Below are 22623 nucleotides of genomic sequence, written 5' to 3'. Positions count from 1 at the left end.
TCAACACTCAATCACATTGACCGCCAAGCCGCCCTGGCTGGTTTCTTTATACTTGCTGCTCATATCAAGACCCGTTTGGCGCATGGTTTCAATCACCTGATCCAGACTGACTTTGCCGTGTCCCGTCCCGTGGAGGGCGAGCCGTGCGGCATTGGCCGCCTTGACCGCGCCAATCGCATTGCGTTCAATACAGGGGATTTGGACCAGACCGCCCACGGGATCGCAGGTCAGGCCGAGATTATGTTCCATCCCGATTTCCGCGGCACTGGCCACCTGTAGCGGCGTAGCACCCCAAACTGCCGCGAGACCACCCGCCGCCATGGAACACGCCACCCCGACCTCGCCCTGACACCCCATCTCCGCGCCGGAGATTGACGCGCGTTGTTTATAGAGCAAGCCAATGCCCCCGGCCGTGATAAGAAATAAGCGTATCTTTTCACGGTTCGGTTGGCCATTTTCATCACAACAATAGTGACGGATAACCGCCGGAATAATCCCGGCTGCGCCATTGGTGGGCGCCGTTACAATCTGCCCCCCCGCAGCATTTTCCTCATTCACCGCCATGGCGTAGACATTGAGCCAATCGAAAAGCGTTTCACGCTCATTCGCGCCCGGATTGCCTCGCAATTTTGCCCAGATATCCGGCGCACGACGCGCGACCTTTAAGCCACCCGGTAGAATGCCCTGCGTAGATAAACCTCTCTCAATTCCCGCCAGCATCACATCCGTGACGCGGTCGAGTTTCTTTTCCGTCGCAGCCCGTGGTCGGCGCACATCCTCATTTGTCAGGATGATATCTGCAATGGACGCAGATTGCGCATCGCAGAATTTAAGGAGCTCTGACGCAGAACCAAAATTAAACGGCACGGCCTCATCGCCCACGCTAATCATATCATCTTTCACAGGGCGGGAGAGTTGCGCATGAGTTGCAACGAACCCGCCGCCCGTCGAATAATAGGTCCGCTTATAAAGACGTTCGCCATTGGCGCGGAAGGCCTGCATTTCCATCTCATTCGGATGAAGCTCAGCCGCCTGTTCATAATCAGTAATCAGGTCCGTCGCCGGATCAAACCGCAGGTCCTGTCCCCTGAATTGAAACTGACCCGTTTGATGTAAACGGTCTAAGGCAGCCTTGGCCGCATCCAGATCGATGGTCTCTGGTTTGAACCCCAACAGCCCCAACATACCCGCTCGCGGGGTGCCGTGACCGACACCCGTAAAGGCGAGCGACCCCCGATAGATAATCTGAATGCGATGGGCCTCTGTCAGATGCCCGCGCCGGTCCAAACGCCGCAAAAACCGAGCCGCAATCCGCATTGGTCCGACCGTATGGGAACTGGACGGACCAATACCGATTCTGAAGATATCGAGAACGGATAACATGTCATGAGCCTAGTCCTGATGGGGGTGGGCTGGCAATGCTCTTGAAACAAGATCCCGTGCTCGCGCGTATAGATGACATGTCCAACCTGCCGCATACACTCAGACATAGTTCTGACCGTGAACCCGGAATTTCCCGTAAAGCGCGAGGAACCGGATTTGCCTATTACGCGCCGGACGGGACACATATTCGCAATCAGGACGAGCTGATGCGGATTGAAACATTGGGCCTGCCGCCCGCCTATTCCGACGTTTGGATTTGTGTGGACGAGCGCGGCCATATCCAAGCCACAGGTCGTGATGATAAGACCCGCAAACAATATCGTTATCACGATTTGTGGCGGGATTTCCGTGACAAAAATAAATATGCGCGACTCGCAGAATTTGGCGAAGATCTGCCGCGTATCAGAGCCAAAGTCTCTCGCGACCTTCGTCGTGACATACCCGACTTTCGGTTTGTCTGTGCCGCCCTGACACGGTTGATTGATCAGGGCGCCTTACGCATTGGCAGTCAGTCCTATGCGGGCGATAGTTACGGCGCGACGACATTGCGGACACGGCATCTGAAACTCACCGATGACGGGTTTAAACTGGATTTCAAAGCCAAGGGCGGGAAGCGAGTTCGGAAGACTATTCGCGACAAAACTTTAGCCAGAACGCTCGAGCAAATCGATGACCTTCCGGGACGGGATTTGTTTAACTTTATCGATGAAAACGGAGCCCTTCGAAAAATCGATAGCGCCGATGTGAATGCGTATATTCACGACGATTTCACAGCCAAAACATTCCGGACTTGGCACGGCACGGTTGCCGCCTTTGAGGCCGCGCATGAGGAGAGCCCAACCATTAAATCCTTGAGCGAAAGGGCGGCCAAAAGACTTCACAATACGCCGGCTATTTGTCGGTCCAGCTATATCCATCCCAAAGTCATCGACCTTGTAAGGATGGAAGGAAAAGACAGACAAGCTCTGCTGGAGAGCTTGAAGACCGAGCCCGAGCGCGGATTGGTACAGGCCGAGAGAGCCTGCCTCAAACTCATCTCAGCGTAATTATCTAAAGACCGGATCGTCCAGACTGCGAAGTTTCCGGGAATGGAGCGTCCCTGATTCCGCGCCCGCTTTCATAATCCGCATAGCCTCCAACCCGATATTCAGGTGTTGCGCCACGCGGGAGCGGTAGAACGCCGCCGCTGTGCCGGGGAGTTTAATTTCGCCGTGGAGCGGACGGTCAGAGACGCAGAGGAGCGTTCCATATGGCACGCGGAAACGGTAGCCATTCGCGGCAATTGTCGCAGACTCCATATCAATCGCAATCGCGCGGGATTGGTTCAGGCGCGGGCGAAGGGCCTCATAGCGCATTTCCCAGTTCCGGTCGTCCGTCGTCACAACTGTGCCCGTCCGCACATGTTTTTTCATCTGCTGTCCCGACAGGTCCATGACGTCCCCAATGGCATCTGTCAGTGCAATCTGGACCTCGGCAATCGTTGGCAGCGGAATGTCCGGCGGCAGGACATCATCCAGTACCTGATCATCGCGCAAATAGGCGTGGGCGAGGACGAAATCGCCAAGGATTTGCGAACTCCGCAACCCACCGCAATGGCCCAACATCAACCAACAATGGCTGCGCAGAACTGCAATATGATCAGTAATCGTTTTCGCGTTAGACGGCCCCACGCCAATATTGATCAGCGTAATCCCCATCCCGTCTTCGGACATGAGATGGTAGGCCGGCATTTGTGGGAGCTTGTAATCCGGATCGGCGACATAATCTTTACTATCCGTGATCACGCCCTGCCCCGGGGAACAGAAACCCGTAAATTCGTCAGATTCAACGACGCTGAGCGCGTGTTCAACAAACTCATCCACATAGCGCTGGTAATTCGTGAAAATCACGAATTGTTGGAAACAGGCGGGATTTGTTCCAGAATAATGTTTCAAACGCTGAAGCGAATAATCCGTCCGCAAAGCAGAGAACAACGCAAGCGGCAGGGGGGCGTCTGTCGGACGTTCCGTCACACCGTCAGCCAGATCATCATGGATCAGTGTGAGATTCGGGAGGGCAAAATTTTGACCAATCGCGGCCTGGCGCTCCGCCGTTAATTCATAGGCGGATGGATCAATCGCAAAGACGAGCGGAATTTCCGTTTCCGAATATCCGACATAATATTCGACCTCATTGACGGTCTCGATCCGTCCCAGTTGATCTAAAAGATAGCCTTCGAAAATATCAGGATGTGTAATTGTGGCACCATACCACCCCGCTCCGCGAATGGACACAAAGCTGGAAAATTTGAGATCGCCAGCGCGGCGTTGACCAATCCGCAAGAGCAAATAGGGATAGGTTGGACGCGGAGCGGAGGGCGATATTCCGTCCTTTGCATAGGCTTCGAAAGCCTCATTCAAGGCTTCAACCGCGCCGTTATAGAGCTTGCCCAGTTCCCGCACCGCATCCTGCATATTTTCGCAGGGCGAGAGGTCGTTAAAGAAAGAGGGAATGTGGCCGAGCAAGTTCAATGGGGTCTCCGTGAGGTTTGAAATTTTTCAGGACCTATAGTTTTTATAATGCTTTGGCTAGAAATTTTTATGACAACCCGCAGTTATAGCGGGGACATGCCAAAAGAGACGGCAATTGCGACCACGACGGAGGCGATGGCGGCGCTCATAAAATTGGAGAGATTGCCCGCCAACACAGTCTTCAGTCCAAGCTTTGAAATTTCCGTTTTCCGTTCCGGTACGACGGCGGAGAGCCCCGCAATCAGGATGGCAAGACCCCCGAAATTGGCAAAGCCGCACAGCGCCAATGTAATGGCGACCTGCCCCTGCGCACTGAAATCCTCTTTCACGCCAACAAAATTAAAATAGGCGAGGAATTCATTCAGAATGACTTTCTCTCCGAGGAACCGTCCGGCCACCGCGCTCTCATCCCAAGGCACACCGATCATCCACGCTATCGGGCGGAAGAGGATGGAGAAGATGCCTTCCAGCGACAGGTCTGGATGGCCGAACCATCCACCAACGCCACCAAGGATACCATTCAGCAACGCAATCACAGACAGGACCGCAATCAGTAGCGCCATCACGGCCAGCATGATTTGCAACCCGATCATCGCCCCATTAGTCAGGGCTTCGATGAGGGAACCCGCGCGATCCGTCGTCATCTCCTTGGCTTCCGCGCTGTCAATATCAAAGGGTGTTTCCGTTTCCGGCACGAGGATACGCCCCATCAACAAGCCGCCCGGCACGGCCATCAGCGCGGCTGTAATCAGGAGTTTTGGGTCAATCCCTATGGCGGAATAGGCGACGAGGACCGTGCCCGCGACGGAAGACAAGCCGAGGCTCATCATCACGAAAAGCTGGGCGCGCGTGATCTTGGGCAGGTAGGGCAAAATGGTCAGCGGCGCTTCCGCCATGCCAACAAATATATTCGCGGCGGCGCAGGTGCTTTCCAGACGAGATGCCCCTGTCACCCAGCGCACAGCAGAGCCGATAATGCGAATAATCCACGTCATGACGCGCAGGTGGAAGAGTACGGAAAACAGAGCTGCGATGAAAATGATAATGGGCAGGATTTGGAAGAAGAAGATGACATTCGTGCCGCCCTTCTCATCCCCCAACTCGCCAAACATGAAGGTCGTACCCTGTTTGACATAGGCCTGCATCGCTTCGACGCCGGAGGACATCACACCCAGTACGACGTCGCCAACGGGTGTCAGGAGCGCGAAAACGGCAATCGCAATTTGCAGCGCGAGTGTCCGCGCCGCGAGGTCAAAGCGTATCTTGCTCTTGGCCTCGGAAAACAGCCACGCCAGCGCCAGAAGCACGACAATTCCAATTAATCCGGTCACACGCGATTCCCCTCATGGATATAACTCAATCTGTTCCACGCCCCTCCGCACAATGCAATCGGCCCACAAATGAAAACGGGGAGCACAAGGCCCCCCGTTCGGATTTTAGTGATGTCAGTTGCGTGACTTAGAATGTGTAACGCAGACCCACACGAATTTGATAAACAGATGCAATGTTGTTCTGGAACGAGATTGGATCTGTATCAAGTTGGTTGAAGCGATAGACACAATCCGTTGCGCTCACGCAAGCCGTGCGGGCATCGTCACCCGTCAGAGCAGACGCGCCATCAACGCCATTCGCAGCAACATCCGCAGCTGTCACAAGATCAGCCTCGACGAGGTTAATAGCATCAAACCCGGCGCCGGACCGTTGCTTGCCCCAATCGCTATCGATCAAGTTTGCAACGTTGAAAATGTCCAATTCAAACTGAAGGCTGTTCTCGCCAACGAATTTCTCAAGCTTATCGTTAATGAAAGGCAGTTCCTGTGCGAAACGGAAGTCAAAACGACGGTTCCAAGCAGAGCTATCTGAATGGCGGTCAAGCGTTGTTCCGGTATCGAGGCCCTGATCGTTCACATAATCAATGAACTCCTGCTCTTGGAAGTCCGAACCTACAACGACGAGCGGATCATTAATCGCGCCACCTGAAATTGTTGGGACATAGAGCAAGTCATTATCAAATGGGCTCTCTCCGTCACCTGAACGACCAAACAAAGCATTGTTGCGGTCTGTTGAGAACGTGTAGGAGAAAGGCTCACCCGATGTGATTTGACCAAAGAGGTTCATCCGTGTTGTCAGGTCACCAATGATCTCATCTTCATAGTTCAAATTAATCTTGAAAGCATGTTCCGTCTCGAAAGGCGATCGACCTGCGGAAGGGTTATTCCGATCAATATCGAAAATACCGCGGAAGTTGGACACACCACGCGAGCTGCCACCCTCTGTGACAGTTTCAACGTCTTGGTTTGTATAGGAGAGATCCATGCTCAAGCCATTATCCCAAGCCTTGGAGAGGCTCGCAGATAATGTAAGCGACTCGCCTTGATCAAAATTGGTCAATGCAATCGCGTTGTTGATGTCCAAAGCATCCAAATCCGCATAAATTGGACGGCCATCAGGCGCTGTTCCAACTGGTAATGCGTCTGAGAGTTGGGTCTGAGACAGGTTTTCCCAACGGAAGCCGTTATTTGTCGCCGCATAAAGCGCCTGAAGTGACAAACGCCAATCGGAGCCGAGGTCAAGACCGCCGATTTTTGCATCAAAATTTTGATCAATTCTGATGGAGGCTTTCCAATCTGTTGGTGTTTCAAAGTCCGGGCTGATGACATCAATTGGACCCGGTGCATTTGCGTCATTCGCTGTGATGCTATTCAGCAACTCTTGTGGCGTGCCATTGGCCGGGTTTGCATTTTCAACATCAAAGGCCTGCTCAAAGAAAACGGGAGGCGTGAACGCATTGGACACCCAAACCTGCGGAGCGCCACCACCGAAGAGGCCAAAGCCACCGGTGATGCTTGTGTTCTCAAGCGGCTGCCAGTTGAATGATGCCCGTGGCATCAAGACGTCCAAACCATCCAAGTTTTCAGAGTTTGAGAAACCAAAACGGTCATTGAAGAAAGAGCGTTCCTGAGGCTCGTCATCCTGCATAATAGTCTCATAGCGCAGACCCGCATCCAACCGGAAAGTTGGAGAGATTTGCCAGCTATCGCCGACGAAGAGCGCGAGTGTATCAAAACCCCAAACGGCACGGATATCTTCACGATTACCTGTGTCCGGCAATTGAACCTGTACGCGGTCTGCAGTTTGGTTGGCTAAGTCCTCAATCGTATCATAACGGAAGAGACCGACTGAACGCTGCGCAAAGAGGTTATCAAGATTATAGTTTTGGAATTCTGCACCAAAGCTGATGGAATGGTCGCCAACATTATAATTTGCCTGACCAAAGACCTGCAAGCGCTCATCGGCAAATGTGTTGCCTTGACGGAAACGATCACAACCACCGGAGAGGAAGAGTGAATCGCGAGTGTCAACAACACCGTCACCATCATCAATGAAACCTTCGAAATCGGTCCCGACCAAATCAGCTTCTGAGAGTTGGATATCAAATGCGCCGACACCGTCGCCTGCAAGACAGTTTTGACCACGCTCATTTTCTTTAAAGTTCACACGGAAATTCGTTGAAAGACGGTCCGTCCAATCAGAGAAAAGCTGACCTGTATAGGTCTTGATTTCCTGCGGTGTCTGATAATAAGCGGATTGGAAAGTTGTTCCGCCTACGCCTGAGAAACCATTCTCAGTTGTATCTTGGTAAGTGAAAGATGCCCGGTGATTATTGCTGATTTCCCAGTCAATTTTACCCAGGAAACGTTCGGTTTCCTCCGGCAGTGAGACTGTCAGAGGACGTCCGCCAAGGTCAAAACCGTAATTATCCAAAACAAGTTGGTTGATACCGTCAAAAATAGCGGGGTTAACGTCGTTATTACGATCAGATTCAGTAAAATCGCGGGCTGAACCCGTTTCGAACTTGTCATAGTTCACGAAGAAGAAGAGCTTATCTTTTACAATGGGCCCACCAAGTGAGAAGCCGTATTCTTCTTCTTTGAAATCGGCGACAGTGATGTCTTGATTAAAGGCGCGGTCACCAAAATAGTTATCCTGTTGTCTGTAATAATAAAGCGAGCCGTCAAAGTCGTTTGTACCGGATTTCGTCACGACGTTAATCAAGCCGCCTGTGAAGCCGGAAACAGCCGGATCATATTCAGATGCGACAACAGAGGCACTTTCAATCGCATCAAGCGAGATGGGTGAGCGCTGTGTCGCATATGCAGATGAAGACAGACCGAAATCATCACCCTGTAAAGAACCATCAATGGCAAGGCCCGTAAAGCGTGGGTTCGCACCCGCGATTGACAGAATACCTTCGCCGGAAGAGTTAGAGAGCGGATCGCGAACAAGTGTTCCGATCAAGTCACGGTTTGTAGAAGCATTGTTAAGAATATCATCCTCAGAAAATGCCGTCCCGACACCGTCGCCAATATCCGCACCGGATGTTTGTTGGCCTGTGACGATCATAATGTCTTCGACCTGTGGCGCGAGGGACAATCTGATATTGTTGGACGATGGCGTCAGGCGGATATTTTCCTCGATGAGGTTACCGGCTGCGGAGGAAACTGTGATTGTGTAGGGGCCACCAACGCGAAGACCGGAGGCAAAGAAAACACCGTTGCCGGATGTTGTTGCCGTCCGGGCGGAACCCGTTGGGCCGTATACGATTGTGATATTGGCATTTGAAACGGCATTGCCATTCGCATCTGTCACAGTGCCGGAAATGGCAGAGGATGTCAGCTGAGCATGTGCGACGCCGGATGTGGCGGCCATTGTCAGGGCGAGGGCCGAAGCCGACATAATGGCGCGATAGCCAAAGGATGTGATAATCTTATTCATGATTAAGACTCGGAAAGGTTGGTTAGAATTGGGGGCCCTTTATGGGCAGAAGTTAACGATTTTGTGACAAGACTGTGAGTCTTTCAGTCGCGCAAGGGGACGATTCCCATGACTCCCCCTCCATAGGAGGTGGTTTCGCGCCCGAAACATAGTTTAAAATATTGTTTTTAAAGAACTTTATATCAAAATCGGATGTTAACAGTGATTCACATAAACCTTCTGATAACTTACAAATAGACCTATATTTCATCGCAGGTGTCACCTATTTGTCACGCTATGTTGAAATTGGACCCCATTCCTGAAACGCCCCTGATTCTCGCTATTGCGGGGGGGAGTTGTTCGGGCAAGTCCACGCTGGCGGCCTATTTGCGGGACTATATTGGTGCGGATAATTGCCGCCTGGTGCGCCAAGACGATTATTACCACGATATTCGCGAACGGGGCGGATCCCCCATGGTGAACTTTGATGTGCCGGAAGCCCTGGATTTTGACCTTCTGCGCGACAATCTCCTCGCGTTTAAGCGCGGCGAGTCCGTCGCCCTGCCCAGCTATGATTTCACAACACATCAAAGACGCACACCAACAGAACCGCGAACGCCACGACCTGTCATCATTATAGAAGGTATATTGTTACTGGATCAGCCCGACCTTCGTGAAGTCTTCGATCACAGCGTCTACATGCGCTGTGCCCCGGAACTTCGCCTCTCCCGCCGGCTCGAGCGCGACACGACGGAACGTGGCCGCACACGGGAAGATGTCCTGCGCCAATTTCACGGGCAGGTCGAACCCGCGCACCAAGCCTATGTCAGCCCGTCACAGGTCCATGCCGATCTGGCCATCGACCAAACGGAATATATCAGTGATATGACCGGAGTCGTGGAATCCGTCGTGGCGCTCGTCAATAAAGGCTCCTAAGGACAAAGTTGGATTTTTCGGGGAACCCTCACATGGACCATCGCGCTTTCGGCCTTGTCGGCATCGCCCTTATATTGCTCGTCGCTTGGTTGGCCTCTGAAAACCGTCGCGCCATTCGCCTGCGCACTGTCGGCGTTTGTTTTGCCCTGCAGGTCGCAATTGCGGTACTCGTACTCTACGTCCCCGCCGGGAAAACCGCTCTGGCGTTTCTCGCGACAAAGGCGACGACACTGCTCTCTTATGCGAATTTCGGGATCGAGTTTATCTTCGGGAACCTCGCGACGGGCGTGGACGGGTTTTCTTTCCTCGTGCGCGTGCTGCCCGTTATCATCTTCTTCGCCTCATTGATGGAGATACTCTATCACCTGAAAGTCATGCAATTCATCGTGCGCTATCTGGGTTCGGGCATTCGCAAGCTGACCGATACGCGCCCCGTCGAAAGCCTGAATGTCATCGCCAATGTTTTTGTCGGGCAAACGGAAGCGCCGCTCTCACTCAAACCTTATCTGCCCGGTATTTCAAAGCCGGAGCTCTTTACAATCATGGTCTCGGGACTCGCCTCGATCTCCGGCACAGTGCTGGCGGGCTATATTCAGCTCGGTATCCCGCCTGAATATTTGATTGCCGCCTGTTTCATGTCCGCACCCGCCGGATTGTTGATGGCGAAGATCATCATGCCTGATGTGAATGCCGGCACGAAAGCGGAAAAGAAAGCGGCCGCCAAAGCGACTTACGCGATGGGCGATGACCGTAAACATGCCAATGTCATCATGGCCGCCGCTGTCGGAGCACAAAATGGCGTCACGCTGGCCGTGGCGATTGGGGCCATGCTGATTGCGTTTGTCTCCCTCATTGCCCTTACAAATGGATTGCTAGGCTGGACCGGAGCTTGGTTTGGGGTGGATGATCTGACCCTGCAAATGATCCTGGGCTGGATCTTCTCCCCCATCATGTGGGCCATTGGCGTGCCGTGGTCAGAAGCCCAAGTCGCAGGTGGCATATTTGGCGAAAAACTCGTGCTGAACGAGTTCATTGCCTATCTCTCGCTCGTCAATATTCAGGGTGACCTGTCCCCGCGCACCTCTGTCATTCTAACGTTTGCGCTCTGTGGCTTTGCCAATCTAAGTTCCATCGCCATTCTTTTGGGCGGTTTGGGTGCTCTCATCCCTGACCGGATGCCGGATATGGCAAAGATGGGTGTTAAAGCCGTCTTTGCGGCCAGCTTGGCAAACCTGATGAGTGCCGCGCTGGCCGGATTATTAGTTGCCGTTTAGTCTTCTTCCGTCGCGTCTCGATCAATCACGAGCGGGATTCCATCGACCACGCGGATAGCGCCGCTTTCGACCTTCATTTCGTAACGCGGTTTATTCATGTCGGCCTCTGATTGACCGAATGAGGGACGTGACCGACGTGGTGTCTCCAGTCGCTTATTCGTCGTGCCACTAATCCGCCAGCGATAGGTCCCATCGGGTAACGTGCTCAACCCTTCCATCAAATTGACCGAAAGCGAGCCGGTCCCGCGTGGAACCCGAACGGCATAGCCATCAGGCCCCGTTACGGTCAGAGATATATTTTTAAGACCGGGCGTTGGCGTCACACGCAGCGTTCCACCACTAATATAGGCATCCGCCGCTAAGACAGGCGAAGCTGACATGGCCGCTAGAGCGAGTCCGGTCAGAATAATTTTCGTTTTCGACATGAGACTCTCCTATTGTCCGACTTTGGCTTCGAGCGCTTCCAAACGCGCAGCCAGAGCTTTCTTCTCTTCGTTTAATTCCGCGATATATATGTGGGCTTTTTCCAACTCATTGAGCATGGTCAGCATTTTCTGCGTGATATCTATTTGGCCGGACTCCGTCGGCCCGACGGTGGGCAGGTGCTTCTTTTCGAACATTTCAGCGGCATGTTCCTCAATGCTCGGAAGATCGTAATCTGCATCAAAAACAGCATCACAGCCCATAGAACACGACCCTGTTGTCACGACTTTGCCATTAATAAACAGACCGGCCCCGTCCGGATCATTTGTGATCGAACTGCGGAAGATAAAATCTGCCGCCCCCGTTGTGCGGCGGTCATCTATCGCGAAGTCGCCATCGGATCCGCGCGTTTCCATATCCCACCGTGCGCCACGCGTCGGATTGAAGATCGAAATCGCCGTACTACCATTAACTTGATCGGACGGCCCGGTGAAGATGAAATCCCCACCCGGCGTATCGGCATCATTAATTGCAAACTCACCATCGGCCTTGCGCATGACGAATTCCCAACGTCCGTCGCCGGCGCCGCCGACGCCGATATTTTCCAGCATGAAGGATGTGCTCTCACCGGTATTACCGCGAACATGGACGGACTCCTCGGGGTTTTGAAGACCGAAACCGACGCGACTCTCCTCATCAATTACGAATGAATATGTCCGCATATCTTCATCAAAAAGAAAGGTTGGAATCGTGATAAAACCTGCGTCGCGGGTTAAATTTGAAAGCCCTACCCCGGTAGGCCCCGCAAAAAAGCTCCATTCCTGCGCCCCAAAACCCGTATCCGGTGCGTCAAAAACAATGCCCGGAAAATCATCGACAATATGAAGAGCGCTTGTAGGCGTATCCGTTCCCAGACCAATTCGCCCGTCCTCATCAATAAAGAGCGCATCCTGCCGTGCCCCCGCCGAAACTGTAAAAGGTGTCAAACCTGCGGTAATATCCATAATTGAAAAATATTCATCAGTGCCGGCGGCTCCACCTGAATCATTAATCATGATCGCAAAGTCGTTGTCAGGGAAACTACTCGTTGAACTATCATCAAAAATTATTCCCGTATTACTCCACCGGAGTGTCAGAGGCTCTTGTGAAAAACTGGGCAACGTATCGCACGCATTCCCAATACACGCTCGCGCGTCAATGATACCATTCGTATCATGAAACACTGCCTGTGCGGCCGCCGTGCATGGTAACGCACCCAAACCAGTTAGACAGACAGCCGTTAAAAAGTGATATTTTAGTTTATTTCGCATCATGGGCTCCCATACCGATAAATCGGACCGGAGAGCCGTTTGAGTATTTACTCATGACCGCCCCGGTCACAAATTAGACCGCAGGCATTATATTAAGGTTAGATATCGCGCCCCGATCTCTGTCACGACCATAGAGCGTGCGTTAACAAAACGTCAAGGCATGGGTGAGCGCAGTTTGATTGAAGATAAATTCACACAATTGATAATAAATCGTATCAGATGATCCGGTTCACATGCCCCATCTTCCGATCCGCGCGAATTTCCCGCTTTCCATAAAGGTGGATGTGCGTGCCGGGTTCTGCGGCGAGTGTTTGCCACGTTTCAACATCCGTCCCGATCAGGTTCGTCATCACCACGCCCTGTTTGGGTGTTACCTCACCCAGCGGCCAGCCCGCGACGGCGCGAATATGTTGTTCAAACTGGTCCGTGCAGCCCGCATTTTGCGTCCAGTGACCGGAATTATGAACACGCGGCGCGATCTCATTCACGATGAGGGCCCCATCTGCCATTTGGAAAAATTCGACGCCCATGACACCGACATAATCCAGATGATCGAGAATACGCGCAGCAATGGATTGTGCCGTGCCGTTATCATTTGAGGCCGGAGCGCTGCTGGTATGTAAGATGTGATTACGGTGGACATTTTCAGTCAGGGGATAGGCGGCGACTTGCCCGTCCAACCCGCGTGCCGCCACGACCGAAACTTCACGTTCAAACGGCACAAAGGCTTCGAGAATACAGGGCAGTGGTGCGACGACTTCCCAGGCTTGATCGACCTCGGATTCGGTCTTGATAATAACCTGTCCCTTGCCGTCATAGCCGAAACGGCGTGTTTTCAAAACGGCAGGCAGGCCCAAGCGTTTCACCGCACGGCGCAGATCATGCACGCTGGTAATGTCTTCAAATCCCGCAACGTCCACGCCGACCTGCGCCCGCAAAAAAGATTTCTCGACAAGGCGGTCCTGACTGACATCCAATGCCCTTGCCCCGGGACGCAGCGGCGCGACAGATGCGGCCGCTTTAGCCGTCACGGCCGGGACATTTTCAAATTCATATGTCACGGCATCGCAGGTCTTGGCAAAGGCCAGAACGGATTTCGCGTCATCATAGGCCCCGACGCTCAATCGCTCGGACACACTTGCGGCGGGACAATCAGAGGTCGGAGAATAGATGTGCGCGTTCAGGCCGAGCCGGGACGCCGCGACCGAGAGCATGCGGGCCAATTGACCACCGCCCAAAATTCCAACCGTATCGCCCGGTTTCAGGATTGTTTGCGCTCCGCGTTCCATGTCTATTTATCCCTTTGGGTCGTGACCGATGGAGTCAGTCTGCGCCGCTCGCCAATCCTGCAAGCGTGTCGAGAGACCGGAATCCGAGAGCGCCAGAATAGATGCGGCCATCAGGCCCGCATTCTTTGCCCCCGCCTTGCCAATCGCGAGCGTGCCGACGGGAATACCACCCGGCATTTGCACAATCGACAAAAGGCTGTCGAGTCCCGAAAGCGTCGAGGATTGAACAGGGACCCCGAGCACGGGCAGATGGGTCATGGACGCGCACATACCGGGCAGATGTGCCGCACCGCCCGCGCCCGCGATAATGACTTTAAATCCTTCAGAGGCGGCTGATTTGGAGAAGTCGACGAGGCGATCCGGCGTACGGTGCGCGGAGATGACTTTGGCTTCATAGCTGACGCCCAAATCATCGAGCACAACCGCCGCATGTTCCATTGTCGGCCAGTCACTGGTCGAACCCATAATGATCGCAATATCAGATGCCATGATGCCTCCTCACCCCTTACTGGGAAGCCCCGCACCATACTCACCACACTGCATGCGTCAAACCCGCATTGGCGTTTTCTTAACGGCCCTGACGATAAGATTGGGATGAATTGATTCGCTTTTGATAAGATACCCAGTTTTATGAGTTCAAACCGTCTCACACGCGTCCTGCAAGACTCTGCTACGCCCCTGCATCAACGCAGTCCGGGCGCGGATGACGCCTTGGTACAAGCCAATGCGGACCTATCGACAGAAATCGCGCGGTTGCGCCTGCGCGTTTTGGAATTGGAGCAAGCGGCGGATACCGACCCGCTCGTCCCCGTTTATAACCGCCGCGCGTTTTTACGCGAAGTCGGACGCGCGCAAACCGTTATGGAACGGTACAACATGCTCTCTACGGTGCTGTTCTTTGATCTGGATGATTTCAAATGCGTGAATGATCGTTTCGGTCACAAGACCGGCGATATCCTGCTCAAGAAAATTGGCACTGTTTTAAAATCCGGCGTTCGGGATTGTGATATGGTCGCGCGATTGGGCGGCGATGAATTCGGTGTACTCCTGTTCAAAACCGACCTGACGGTCGCAAAATTAAAAGCCACCGCCCTGTCCTGCCGGATTTCAGAACAGCATGTGATCCTGCCCGAAGGCCGCGTCTCCGTCTCTGCCGCTTGGGGCGTTGCCCCTTGCGAACCGGGTGATCCCGTCGAACATATCCTCGATCGCGCGGACCGCGCTATGTATATGGCCAAACGCGCGGCGGGCTAAATCACTCTCGCAAAACCGTGTCTTGAAGTCGGGCGCGTCCAACGTTTAATCCGCTCCATGACCTATATTCTCTACGCCGCCGCCGTAAGCCTCTTCTCCGGAAAGGCGCGATCTTATCTCCGCTGGAAAGGTGTCGATTTTCAAGAGATCTCGCCGACACCGGAGGTCATGAAAACCAAACTCCTGCCCGTGATTGGCTGGCCCGTCATTCCGGTTTTGGAAACACCTGATTGCGAGCTGATCCAAGACACGGGGGATATCATCGCCCATATTGAGGCGGCCTATGGCGGCCCGTCTGTTTATCCGGACGGTCCCATTCAGCGCTTTGTCACAGAACTCCTCCATACTTACGCGGACCAATGGTTGACCTTGCCCGCCATGCATTACCGCTGGAATCATAATGAGGCCTGGGTCCTGGAAGAATTCGGCAAGCTCGCCGCACCCGACGCGGACCGCGAAACACAGATCGCCATCGGGACGAAACGCGGGGCGATGTTTAAAGGCATGGTTCCGATGCTGGGCGTCACCCCAGACACCGCACCCGCGATTGAAACCAGCTATGAATCGTTTCTCGATGAGTTCTCGGCCCATCTAACAGAGCATGATTTCATTTTCGGCGGGCGGCCAACCCTTGCGGATTTCGCGCTTTACGGTCCGCTCTACGCCCATCTCTATCGTGATCCCGCGAGTGGCGCGCTTATGAAATCCCGCGCGCCGTTAGTTGCGAAATGGGTCGAGCGTTTGCGGGATGGAAATCATGGTGAAGGGCAATTAATTGCGGATGATATGATTCCTGATACGCTGCTGCCGCTTCTGCGCCGAAACAATATTGAACACCTGCCCGTCCTCTCGGCGACCAATGATTTACTCGCTGCATTTAACGGAGATGATCTCCCCCGCGCATTAGGGATGGTACCCTTTGCACTCGGTCATACGACAGGCCAGACTCTCGCCCGCCCGTTTTCGCTCTTCCGGTTACAGGCCGGTTTAGAAATTTACAAAAGTATGACACCTGATGAAAGAACGAAAGCGGATGAGGTTTTGGACGCGACGGACGGGCAAATCTTGAAAGACTTCACGATCGCCAAATCACTGATCAGACGGAATTACAAATTGACGCTGGCCTGAAAGCAGTGGAACGGTCCGGGCAGTTTCGCGTAATCAATATAAGCGAATAGAAAGACCGATCATGAAACTCTACACCCTCCCCGGCACATGCGCCCTCGCGCCAAACATCGCGATTGCCTGGTCCGGCGCGCCGATTGAGGTCATCTGCCTCGACCGCAAGCAACTCAAAGAAAAGGCCTATCTCGCGATTAACCCGAGAGGCCAAGTTCCCGCGCTGGTCTTTGATGATGGAGATGTCCTGACCGAAGCCACGGCCATTTTAGACTATATCGGCGCGGCCCATGGCGGCGAGGGCCATGCCGCCTATACACGCGATAAGAAGTTGGGACGCAAGGAAGCGGAAACGCTCTCCTATCTCTCGTCAGAAGTTCACGCGACTTTTAAATGTCATTTCGCGCCAAACCTCTTTGCCAATAGTCCGAAGACGGAAAAGCAAACACGCCACAAAGCCTATTGGCGGTTAGATTCTCAATTTGAAAAACTGGACGCGCAAATCGCAGAGACAGACGGCCCGTGGCTACTCGAACGGAAATCCTATGCCGATGCCTATCTCTATACTATCGGGCGGTGGGTCGAGAAAACTCCGATGGCATTAGAGGATTATCCGAACCTGTTGGCCCATCAATTGGAAATGGAGAAGGATGCGGGCGTTCTATTGGCGTTGGAACGGCAGGGCATGACGCCGCGCGGTTTTGTTCCGAAAGGAAATGAAGAAGAATGAAAGTGAAAGGCGTCAAAACCTGACTCCCCTCTTCGACCCACGAGCTTTTGACGCAGTCTGCTGATTGGTTACATCCGTAACTAGAGGTATGATAAAACATGCGATCTTAATCTCAGCTTTCACCCTGTTCGGGTGTTCAGCCAATGCGGGGACAACAGACATGACCGATGCAAGTACGAGCTCATGCACGATGAAAATGGATTTCTCGGAAGAAACAGAAGTCTCGCAATGGCGCACCGTGTTGGACGGCGTGATGGGCGGGCGGTCTTCGGGCGTACGTTTTGCAGAAGACAATCACATGGTGTTCCAAGGCACGATCAATACGAATGGCGGCGGGTTCTCCTCAATCCGACGGTCAATGAGTTCGGGTGATATGGCGGGCGCGGACAGCTTGCGCCTTCGCGTGAAACAGGATGACCGCGATTATAAACTGACCTTCCGGACGTCGGAACGGTTCCGCGGGCGCTCTGTGAGCTATCAACTGGCTATTCCGTCAACCCGGTCAGGCGAATGGGAAGAGGTAAAGATCCATTTGGAAAATTTCTCAACTTCGGTCTTCGGGTGCAGCGTTTCCGCCGCCCCGTTCGACGCTAGTGATGTCCGCGAAATGGGTATCATCCTCGCCGACGGCATTGACGGCGACTTCCGCTTGGAAGTCGCGGAGATCGCCTGCGCGAGTTAAAGCGCCTTGATGATATCCTCGACCATCTTCTTGGCATCCGCCAGCAACATCATTGTCTTATCTTCATAGAAGAGATCATTGTCGATTCCGGCATAGCCGGCAGAGAGTGACCGTTTAACGAAGAGGACGGTAGAAGCCTTATCGACATCAAGGATAGGCATCCCGAAGATCGGACTTTGCGGATCCGTTTTTGCGGCGGGATTGGTCACGTCATTCGCGCCAATAACAAACGCCACATCCGCGTTGGAGAACTCGGAATTAATATCTTCCAGCTCGAACACTTCGTCATAGGGGACGTTGGCTTCGGCGAGGAGCACATTCATGTGGCCCGGCATCCGGCCGGCGACGGGATGGATGGCGTAGACGACATCGACGCCTTCTTCCTTCAACGTATCGGCCATTTCACGGATGGCATGTTGCGCCTGCGCGACGGCGAGACCGTAGCCCGGCACGATGATGACCTTAGAGGCATTCTTCATGATGAAGGCCGCATCTTCTGCGGAGCCACGCTTGACGGGCCGTTGTTCACGGTCACCGTCTTGTGCCGATGCGCTATCGCCACCGAACCCGCCGAGAATAACCGAGATGAAGCTGCGGTTCATCGCCTTACACATGATGTAGGAGAGAATTGCGCCCGAGGACCCAACCAAAGCACCAACAATAATCAGGGCCAAGTTACCCAATGTGAAGCCCAGTGCCGCTGCAGCCCAACCGGAATAGGAGTTCAGCATGGACACCACGACGGGCATATCCGCACCGCCAATGGGGATGATGAGCAGGAAGCCGATGAGGAACGTCGCGGCCAGCAGCGCCCAGATAATCCAAGGCTCCGTCCCGCCGGATTTCATCATCATACCGATGAGAACCGCAATCCCGAGACCCAGCGCCAAGTTAATGAAATGACGCCCCGGAATCATGATCGGCGACCCGCTCATATTGCCGTTCAGTTTCGCGAAAGCTATGACCGAGCCGGAGAAAGTAATCGCGCCAATCGCGGCACCGAGGCCGAGTTCCAGCAAAGAGCCGGCTTTGATGCGGCCCTCGGACAGAATGCCAAAATCCTCTGGCGAGAAGAACGCGGCAACCGCGACAAGCACCGCCGCCAGACCGACGAGCGAATGAAAGGCCGCGACGAGTTGGGGCATATCCGTCATTGGGATTTTCTTCGCAATGACCGCGCCAATGACGCCGCCAAGCGCAAGACCGCCCAAAGCGAGGAGCAGGCCAAATCCGCTCATGCCTGAGACCAGAAGCGTCGTGACAATCGCAATCGCGATACCAATCATCCCAAAAGTATTACCCCGGCGGGATGTTTCAGGAGACGACAATCCGCGCAGGGCGAGGATGAAGAGAACAGCGGAAACCGTATAGAGAATCGCCGCGAGATCAGGGGAGAGTACGGGCATTATTTCGCCTTCTTCTTATACATGGCGAGCATCCGCTGGGTCACCAAGAACCCGCCAAAGATGTTCACAGCGCAAAGCGCGACGGCGGCAAAGCCTGTCCATGTGGAAATATCTGACCCACCGCGCACACCCGCGGCAACCGCAACGAGCGCGCCCACTATGATCACAGAGGAAATCGCATTGGTAACAGCCATGAGCGGCGTATGCAGCGCGGGCGTAACCGACCAAACGACATAATAGCCAACAAAAATCGCCATGACGAAAACGGCAAATTGAAACACGATGGGCGAAACGGCCGCGCCGCCCGCCATGATGAGGAAAGCGCTCATGATGTTAGCCTTTCATGTACAACCGCGCCGTCTTTGGTCAGGGCGCAGCCTTTGATAATCTCGTCTTCCCAATCGGGTGAATAGGCACCGTCGTCGGCCGTGACCAGCGGGAGGAAGTTTTTGATATTCCGTGCGAACATATTGGACGCATCAGACGCCATGCGGGACGGCCAATTCAGGTGACCGACAATATGGACCCCGTTTTTCGTCGTGACGATTTCGCCGGGCTTTGCGCCTTCGACATTTCCGCCGCGTTCCACCGCCAAGTCAACAAGGACGGAGCCGGGCTTCATCGTGTCGAGCATGGCTTTCGTCACAAGGATCGGCGCGGCGCGGCCGGGGATAAGTGCGGTTGTGATGACAATGTCCTGCTTCGCGATATGCGACGCGGTGAGGTCCGCTTGCAGCGCCTGATATTCCGCACTCATCTGTTTGGCGTAACCGCCCGCCGTTTCCGCCGCTTTAAATTCTTCATTCTCGACCGCGATGAATTTCGCGCCGAGGGAGGCAACTTGTTCTTTCGTCGCCGGACGCACATCTGTCGCTGTTGTAACCGCGCCGAGACGCCGGGCCGTTGCAATCGCTTGCAGGCCCGCGACACCGACACCCATGATAAAACATTTGGCAGGCGCGATTGTGCCCGCCGCCGTCATCATCATCGGGAATGCCCGTCCGTAAATCCCGCCTGCCTCAACCACAGAACGATAACCTGCAAGGTTGGATTGGCTGGACAGCACATCCATGGACTGCGCGCGGGAAATGCGCGGGATGTAATCGAGGGCGAAAGCCGTCACACCCGCTTTGGCACAGGCCTCGGCGAATTTCGGATTGTCTGTGGCCGACATGACGCCCGTAATGCCGGCGCCTTTTTTCATACCAACGACGAGTTTTTCGTTGCCGCCCGTGATCGACAGAACGAGGTCTGCCGTTTTCACGCCTGCCGTGTTGGTCGCCGCGATTTTCGCGCCCGCATCGGTATAGAGCTTATCCGCAAAGTCGGCTTTCGCGCCCGCATCTTTGACGACGGTGACATCGTGACCGGCTTTCACATAGCCCGCGACCGTGTCAGGCGTGGCGGCAACGCGGGCTTCTGCGCCACCTTTGATTAGGGCCACATCATTTAGAACTGTTAATTTCACGTCTTAATGGCCCTTATGGAAAAATAATTTACGCAGCGAAAAGAGAGAGAATGGCGCAGACAATAGCGGTGAAAATCGCCGCGGCCACAATGCTGACATACCAAGCGCCTTTGAGTTTCAAGGCCATGCCCAAAACGAAACCAAGAATGACCGTCGCCACGAGCGCCGGTAGCCAATGCATCCCAACGGCAAAAACGAGGGTCGGCATAATGACGACCAGCGCGACCGCTGCTCCGCCATAAACTGTGCCGCTCATAAAGCCCGAGAAAGTGCCGCTTTGTGCGCCCACTTCCATCGTGCCGCGTTGATAATCGGAGTTTCCGCCTGCCATTGTTTTGTCCTGTAAAGTCAGTGCCTAAAAGTTGACGCGTGACTATCATGGGTCGTTTCAGCCGACAAGCGGCATGAACGGAGCGGTTAAAACGATTTCGCCGGCAATGAAAAGCAAAATTTTGCGTGACATCGCTGTCATGGCCATTTTTGAGGTTTAGTCTTTCTTAATCATATCTCCGAACCCGAAATTCACCTCCCTGCGTCATATTCCGGTTCGAAATGGGAGACGGGCGAATCGCACGGACATCCTGAAATTTGACGATGATGGTGAGAGACATGGGCAAGACAGTTCTGATTGTGGATGATGATCCGACGCAACGTCGTCTGTTACAGGCCGTCGTAGAGAAATCCGGTTTTTCAACACTGCAAGCCGGAGACGGCGATGCCGCGCTGAATATGGCGCTGGGCGCGGAATCGGATAAAATTCACATCATGCTGCTCGACCTTGTCATGCCCGGCCGTGACGGGATGGAGGTTCTCGCTGAGCTGGCTGTGAAGCGTCCTGAACTACCCGTCATCGTCCTGACAGGCAAAGGCTCCATTGAAGCCGTCGTCAATGCCATGAAGGGCGGCGCACGTGATTTCGTTGTGAAACCCGCCGCGCCGGAACGGATTATTGTCTCCATCCGCAATGCGCTGGATGTCGGCAATCTGGTCGGCGAAGTTAAACGCCTCAAGAAAACGGCGGAAGGCGGGCTATCTTTCGATGACCTGATCGGCAATGCTTCCTCTATGCGCTCCGTCGTGGCCATGGGCGAACGCGGGGCTCGCGCCAATATTCCGATCCTCATCACGGGTGAGTCGGGTGTTGGTAAAGAAGTCATCGCCCGCGCGATTCAAAGCGCGAGTGAGCGATCAGATAAACCCTTTATAACCGTCAATTGCGGTGCCATCTCGGAAAACCTGGTGGAGTCCATTCTGTTCGGCCATGAAAAAGGCAGTTTCACAGGCGCAAATTCTAAGCATCTTGGTAAGTTCCAAGAGGCCCATTCCGGTACGCTCTTCCTCGACGAAGTGGGTGAATTGCCGCTCGACATGCAGGTCAAATTGCTGCGCGTGCTGCAAGAGGGCGAAGTCGATCCCATCGGGTCGAAGCGTACTGTGCCCGTCGATGTCCGCATTATCAGCGCGACGAACCGCGATCTGGCCGAAGCCGTTAAAGAAGGGACTTTCCGCGAGGATCTCTTCTACCGCCTCAATGTTTTCCCGATTGCCGTCCCGCCCCTGCGAGAGCGCCGTGAAGACATCCCTGCACTGACCGACCACTTCATTCGCCGCATCAATGCCGCGGAACGGATGAGCGTAGCGGGCATAACAGCCGCGACGCTGGACTTGCTGAAATCGCACGACTGGAAAGGCAATGTCCGCCAGTTGGAAAATACGATTTTCCGCGCCATGATCCTGTCCGATGGCAATAAGTTACGCCCGCAGGATTTCCCGCAAATTTCCGGCCTGACACCGGGTCTGCCCGCCCTTGAAGCGGAAGATGACAATCCAATGGACAGCCTCATCCCCGTGGAATTGCGTCCCGAACCCGTGTCGCCGGATTCAGCTGTTACCGTTTTGGACCGCGATGGTCATCTGCGTACGCTCGAAGACATCGAACGCGATCTCATCGAATTCGCAATTAATAATTATTCCGGTCACATGTCCGAAGTCGCTAGACGCCTCGGGATTGGCCGATCGACGCTTTACCGCAAAGTCCGCGAACATGAGTTGGACGTCGATGACGTCCGCTCCGCCTAGAAATC

General features: G+C 54.0%; 20 protein-coding genes. 8 read left to right on the top strand and 12 right to left on the bottom strand.

Translation table 11 applies throughout. The annotated features are described in order from the left end of the window. On the bottom strand, positions 1–1383 hold the full coding sequence (locus tag ACP9M6_RS05235) for an L-serine ammonia-lyase (protein ID WP_427454133.1): 1383 nt from the start codon (positions 1381–1383) through the stop codon (positions 1–3). Positions 1384–1418: 35 nt separating this feature from the next. Between ACP9M6_RS05235 and ACP9M6_RS05230 the strand changes: the two genes are divergently transcribed. Beyond that, positions 1419–2429: a DNA topoisomerase IB gene (locus tag ACP9M6_RS05230; protein ID WP_427454131.1), complete on the top strand. Its 1011-nt coding sequence runs from the start codon at positions 1419–1421 to the stop codon at positions 2427–2429. Here ACP9M6_RS05230 and ACP9M6_RS05225 read toward each other — a convergent pair whose 3' ends face one another. From ACP9M6_RS05225 to ACP9M6_RS05215, 3 genes are all read right to left on the bottom strand, one after another. Further along, positions 2430–3836: an AMP nucleosidase gene (locus ACP9M6_RS05225; protein ID WP_427454757.1), complete on the bottom strand. Its 1407-nt coding sequence runs from the start codon at positions 3834–3836 to the stop codon at positions 2430–2432. Between the two features lie 140 nt (positions 3837–3976). Continuing rightward, entirely contained in the window at positions 3977–5224 is a 1248-nt protein-coding gene (locus ACP9M6_RS05220; RefSeq protein ID WP_427454129.1) for a NupC/NupG family nucleoside CNT transporter, read from the bottom strand. Between the two features lie 127 nt (positions 5225–5351). Beyond that, complete coding sequence (locus ACP9M6_RS05215) at positions 5352–8669, bottom strand: TonB-dependent receptor (RefSeq protein ID WP_427454127.1); 3318 nt, start codon at positions 8667–8669, stop codon at positions 5352–5354. 276 nt (positions 8670–8945) lie between these two features. On the opposite strand from ACP9M6_RS05215, the gene ACP9M6_RS05210 reads away from it, so the two are divergent. After that, the gene (locus tag ACP9M6_RS05210) at positions 8946–9584 is read left to right on the top strand and encodes a uridine kinase family protein (RefSeq protein ID WP_427454125.1); all 639 of its coding nucleotides are present in this window, start codon (positions 8946–8948) and stop codon (positions 9582–9584) included. A gap of 32 nt (positions 9585–9616) precedes the next feature. Beyond that, positions 9617–10858: a NupC/NupG family nucleoside CNT transporter gene (locus ACP9M6_RS05205; RefSeq protein WP_427454123.1), complete on the top strand. Its 1242-nt coding sequence runs from the start codon at positions 9617–9619 to the stop codon at positions 10856–10858. Here ACP9M6_RS05205 and ACP9M6_RS05200 read toward each other — a convergent pair. The 4 genes from ACP9M6_RS05200 to purE all read right to left on the bottom strand — a co-directional run bounded on the left by ACP9M6_RS05200 (position 10855) and on the right by purE (position 14369). Continuing rightward, entirely contained in the window at positions 10855–11283 is a 429-nt protein-coding gene (locus ACP9M6_RS05200; protein WP_427454121.1) for a hypothetical protein, read from the bottom strand. The genes ACP9M6_RS05205 and ACP9M6_RS05200 overlap by 4 nt on opposite strands. A 9-nt stretch (positions 11284–11292) precedes the next feature. Continuing rightward, complete coding sequence (locus ACP9M6_RS05195) at positions 11293–12336, bottom strand: hypothetical protein (RefSeq protein ID WP_427454119.1); 1044 nt, start codon at positions 12334–12336, stop codon at positions 11293–11295. Positions 12337–12806: 470 nt separating this feature from the next. Next, positions 12807–13880 (bottom strand): 5-(carboxyamino)imidazole ribonucleotide synthase, encoded by a 1074-nt coding sequence (locus ACP9M6_RS05190; RefSeq protein WP_427454117.1) that lies wholly within the window; start codon positions 13878–13880, stop codon positions 12807–12809. Between the two features lie 6 nt (positions 13881–13886). Continuing rightward, entirely contained in the window at positions 13887–14369 is a 483-nt protein-coding gene (purE, locus tag ACP9M6_RS05185) for a 5-(carboxyamino)imidazole ribonucleotide mutase (protein ID WP_427454116.1), read from the bottom strand. A 141-nt stretch (positions 14370–14510) separates the two neighbouring features. On the opposite strand from purE, the gene ACP9M6_RS05180 reads away from it, so the two are divergent. The 4 genes from ACP9M6_RS05180 (at position 14511) to ACP9M6_RS05165 (ending at position 17665) form a co-directional block, all read left to right on the top strand. Then, a complete protein-coding gene (locus tag ACP9M6_RS05180) occupies positions 14511–15134 on the top strand; it encodes a GGDEF domain-containing protein (RefSeq protein ID WP_427454115.1) in 624 nt (207 codons plus the stop codon). A 57-nt stretch (positions 15135–15191) separates the two neighbouring features. Further along, on the top strand, positions 15192–16262 hold the full coding sequence (locus ACP9M6_RS05175) for a glutathione S-transferase family protein (RefSeq protein WP_427454114.1): 1071 nt from the start codon (positions 15192–15194) through the stop codon (positions 16260–16262). Positions 16263–16323: 61 nt separating this feature from the next. After that, the gene (locus ACP9M6_RS05170) at positions 16324–16983 is read left to right on the top strand and encodes a glutathione S-transferase N-terminal domain-containing protein (protein ID WP_427454113.1); all 660 of its coding nucleotides are present in this window, start codon (positions 16324–16326) and stop codon (positions 16981–16983) included. Positions 16984–17143: 160 nt separating this feature from the next. Then, complete coding sequence (locus ACP9M6_RS05165) at positions 17144–17665, top strand: CIA30 family protein (RefSeq protein ID WP_427454112.1); 522 nt, start codon at positions 17144–17146, stop codon at positions 17663–17665. Here ACP9M6_RS05165 and ACP9M6_RS05160 read toward each other — a convergent pair. Genes ACP9M6_RS05160 through ACP9M6_RS05145 form a run of 4 tightly spaced genes read right to left on the bottom strand, consistent with a single transcriptional unit; the run spans position 17662 to position 20870 of the window. Beyond that, entirely contained in the window at positions 17662–19071 is a 1410-nt protein-coding gene (locus tag ACP9M6_RS05160) for an NAD(P)(+) transhydrogenase (Re/Si-specific) subunit beta (protein WP_427454111.1), read from the bottom strand. The genes ACP9M6_RS05165 and ACP9M6_RS05160 overlap by 4 nt on opposite strands. Further along, positions 19071–19400 (bottom strand): proton-translocating transhydrogenase family protein, encoded by a 330-nt coding sequence (locus ACP9M6_RS05155; protein ID WP_427454110.1) that lies wholly within the window; start codon positions 19398–19400, stop codon positions 19071–19073. Before ACP9M6_RS05155 ends, ACP9M6_RS05160 begins: the two co-directional genes overlap by 1 nt. Then, positions 19397–20539 carry a Re/Si-specific NAD(P)(+) transhydrogenase subunit alpha gene (locus ACP9M6_RS05150; RefSeq protein ID WP_427454109.1) on the bottom strand — a complete coding sequence of 381 codons (1143 nt, stop codon included), beginning with the start codon at positions 20537–20539 and terminating at the stop codon, positions 19397–19399. Before ACP9M6_RS05150 ends, ACP9M6_RS05155 begins: the two co-directional genes overlap by 4 nt. 28 nt (positions 20540–20567) lie before the next feature. Next, positions 20568–20870, bottom strand: a complete 303-nt coding sequence (locus ACP9M6_RS05145) for an aa3-type cytochrome c oxidase subunit IV (RefSeq protein ID WP_427454108.1) — start codon at positions 20868–20870, stop codon at positions 20568–20570. Between the two features lie 278 nt (positions 20871–21148). Here ACP9M6_RS05145 and ACP9M6_RS05140 point away from each other — a divergent pair, with 278 nt between their 5' ends. After that, entirely contained in the window at positions 21149–22618 is a 1470-nt protein-coding gene (locus ACP9M6_RS05140) for a sigma-54-dependent transcriptional regulator (RefSeq protein WP_427454106.1), read from the top strand. The last annotated feature ends 5 nt before the right edge of the window (positions 22619–22623 follow it).

Source organism: Litorimonas sp. WD9-15 (genome assembly GCF_050271975.1).
Classification (GTDB): domain Bacteria; phylum Pseudomonadota; class Alphaproteobacteria; order Caulobacterales; family Maricaulaceae; genus Litorimonas.
This window is presented reverse-complemented; position numbering and strand designations above follow the sequence as displayed.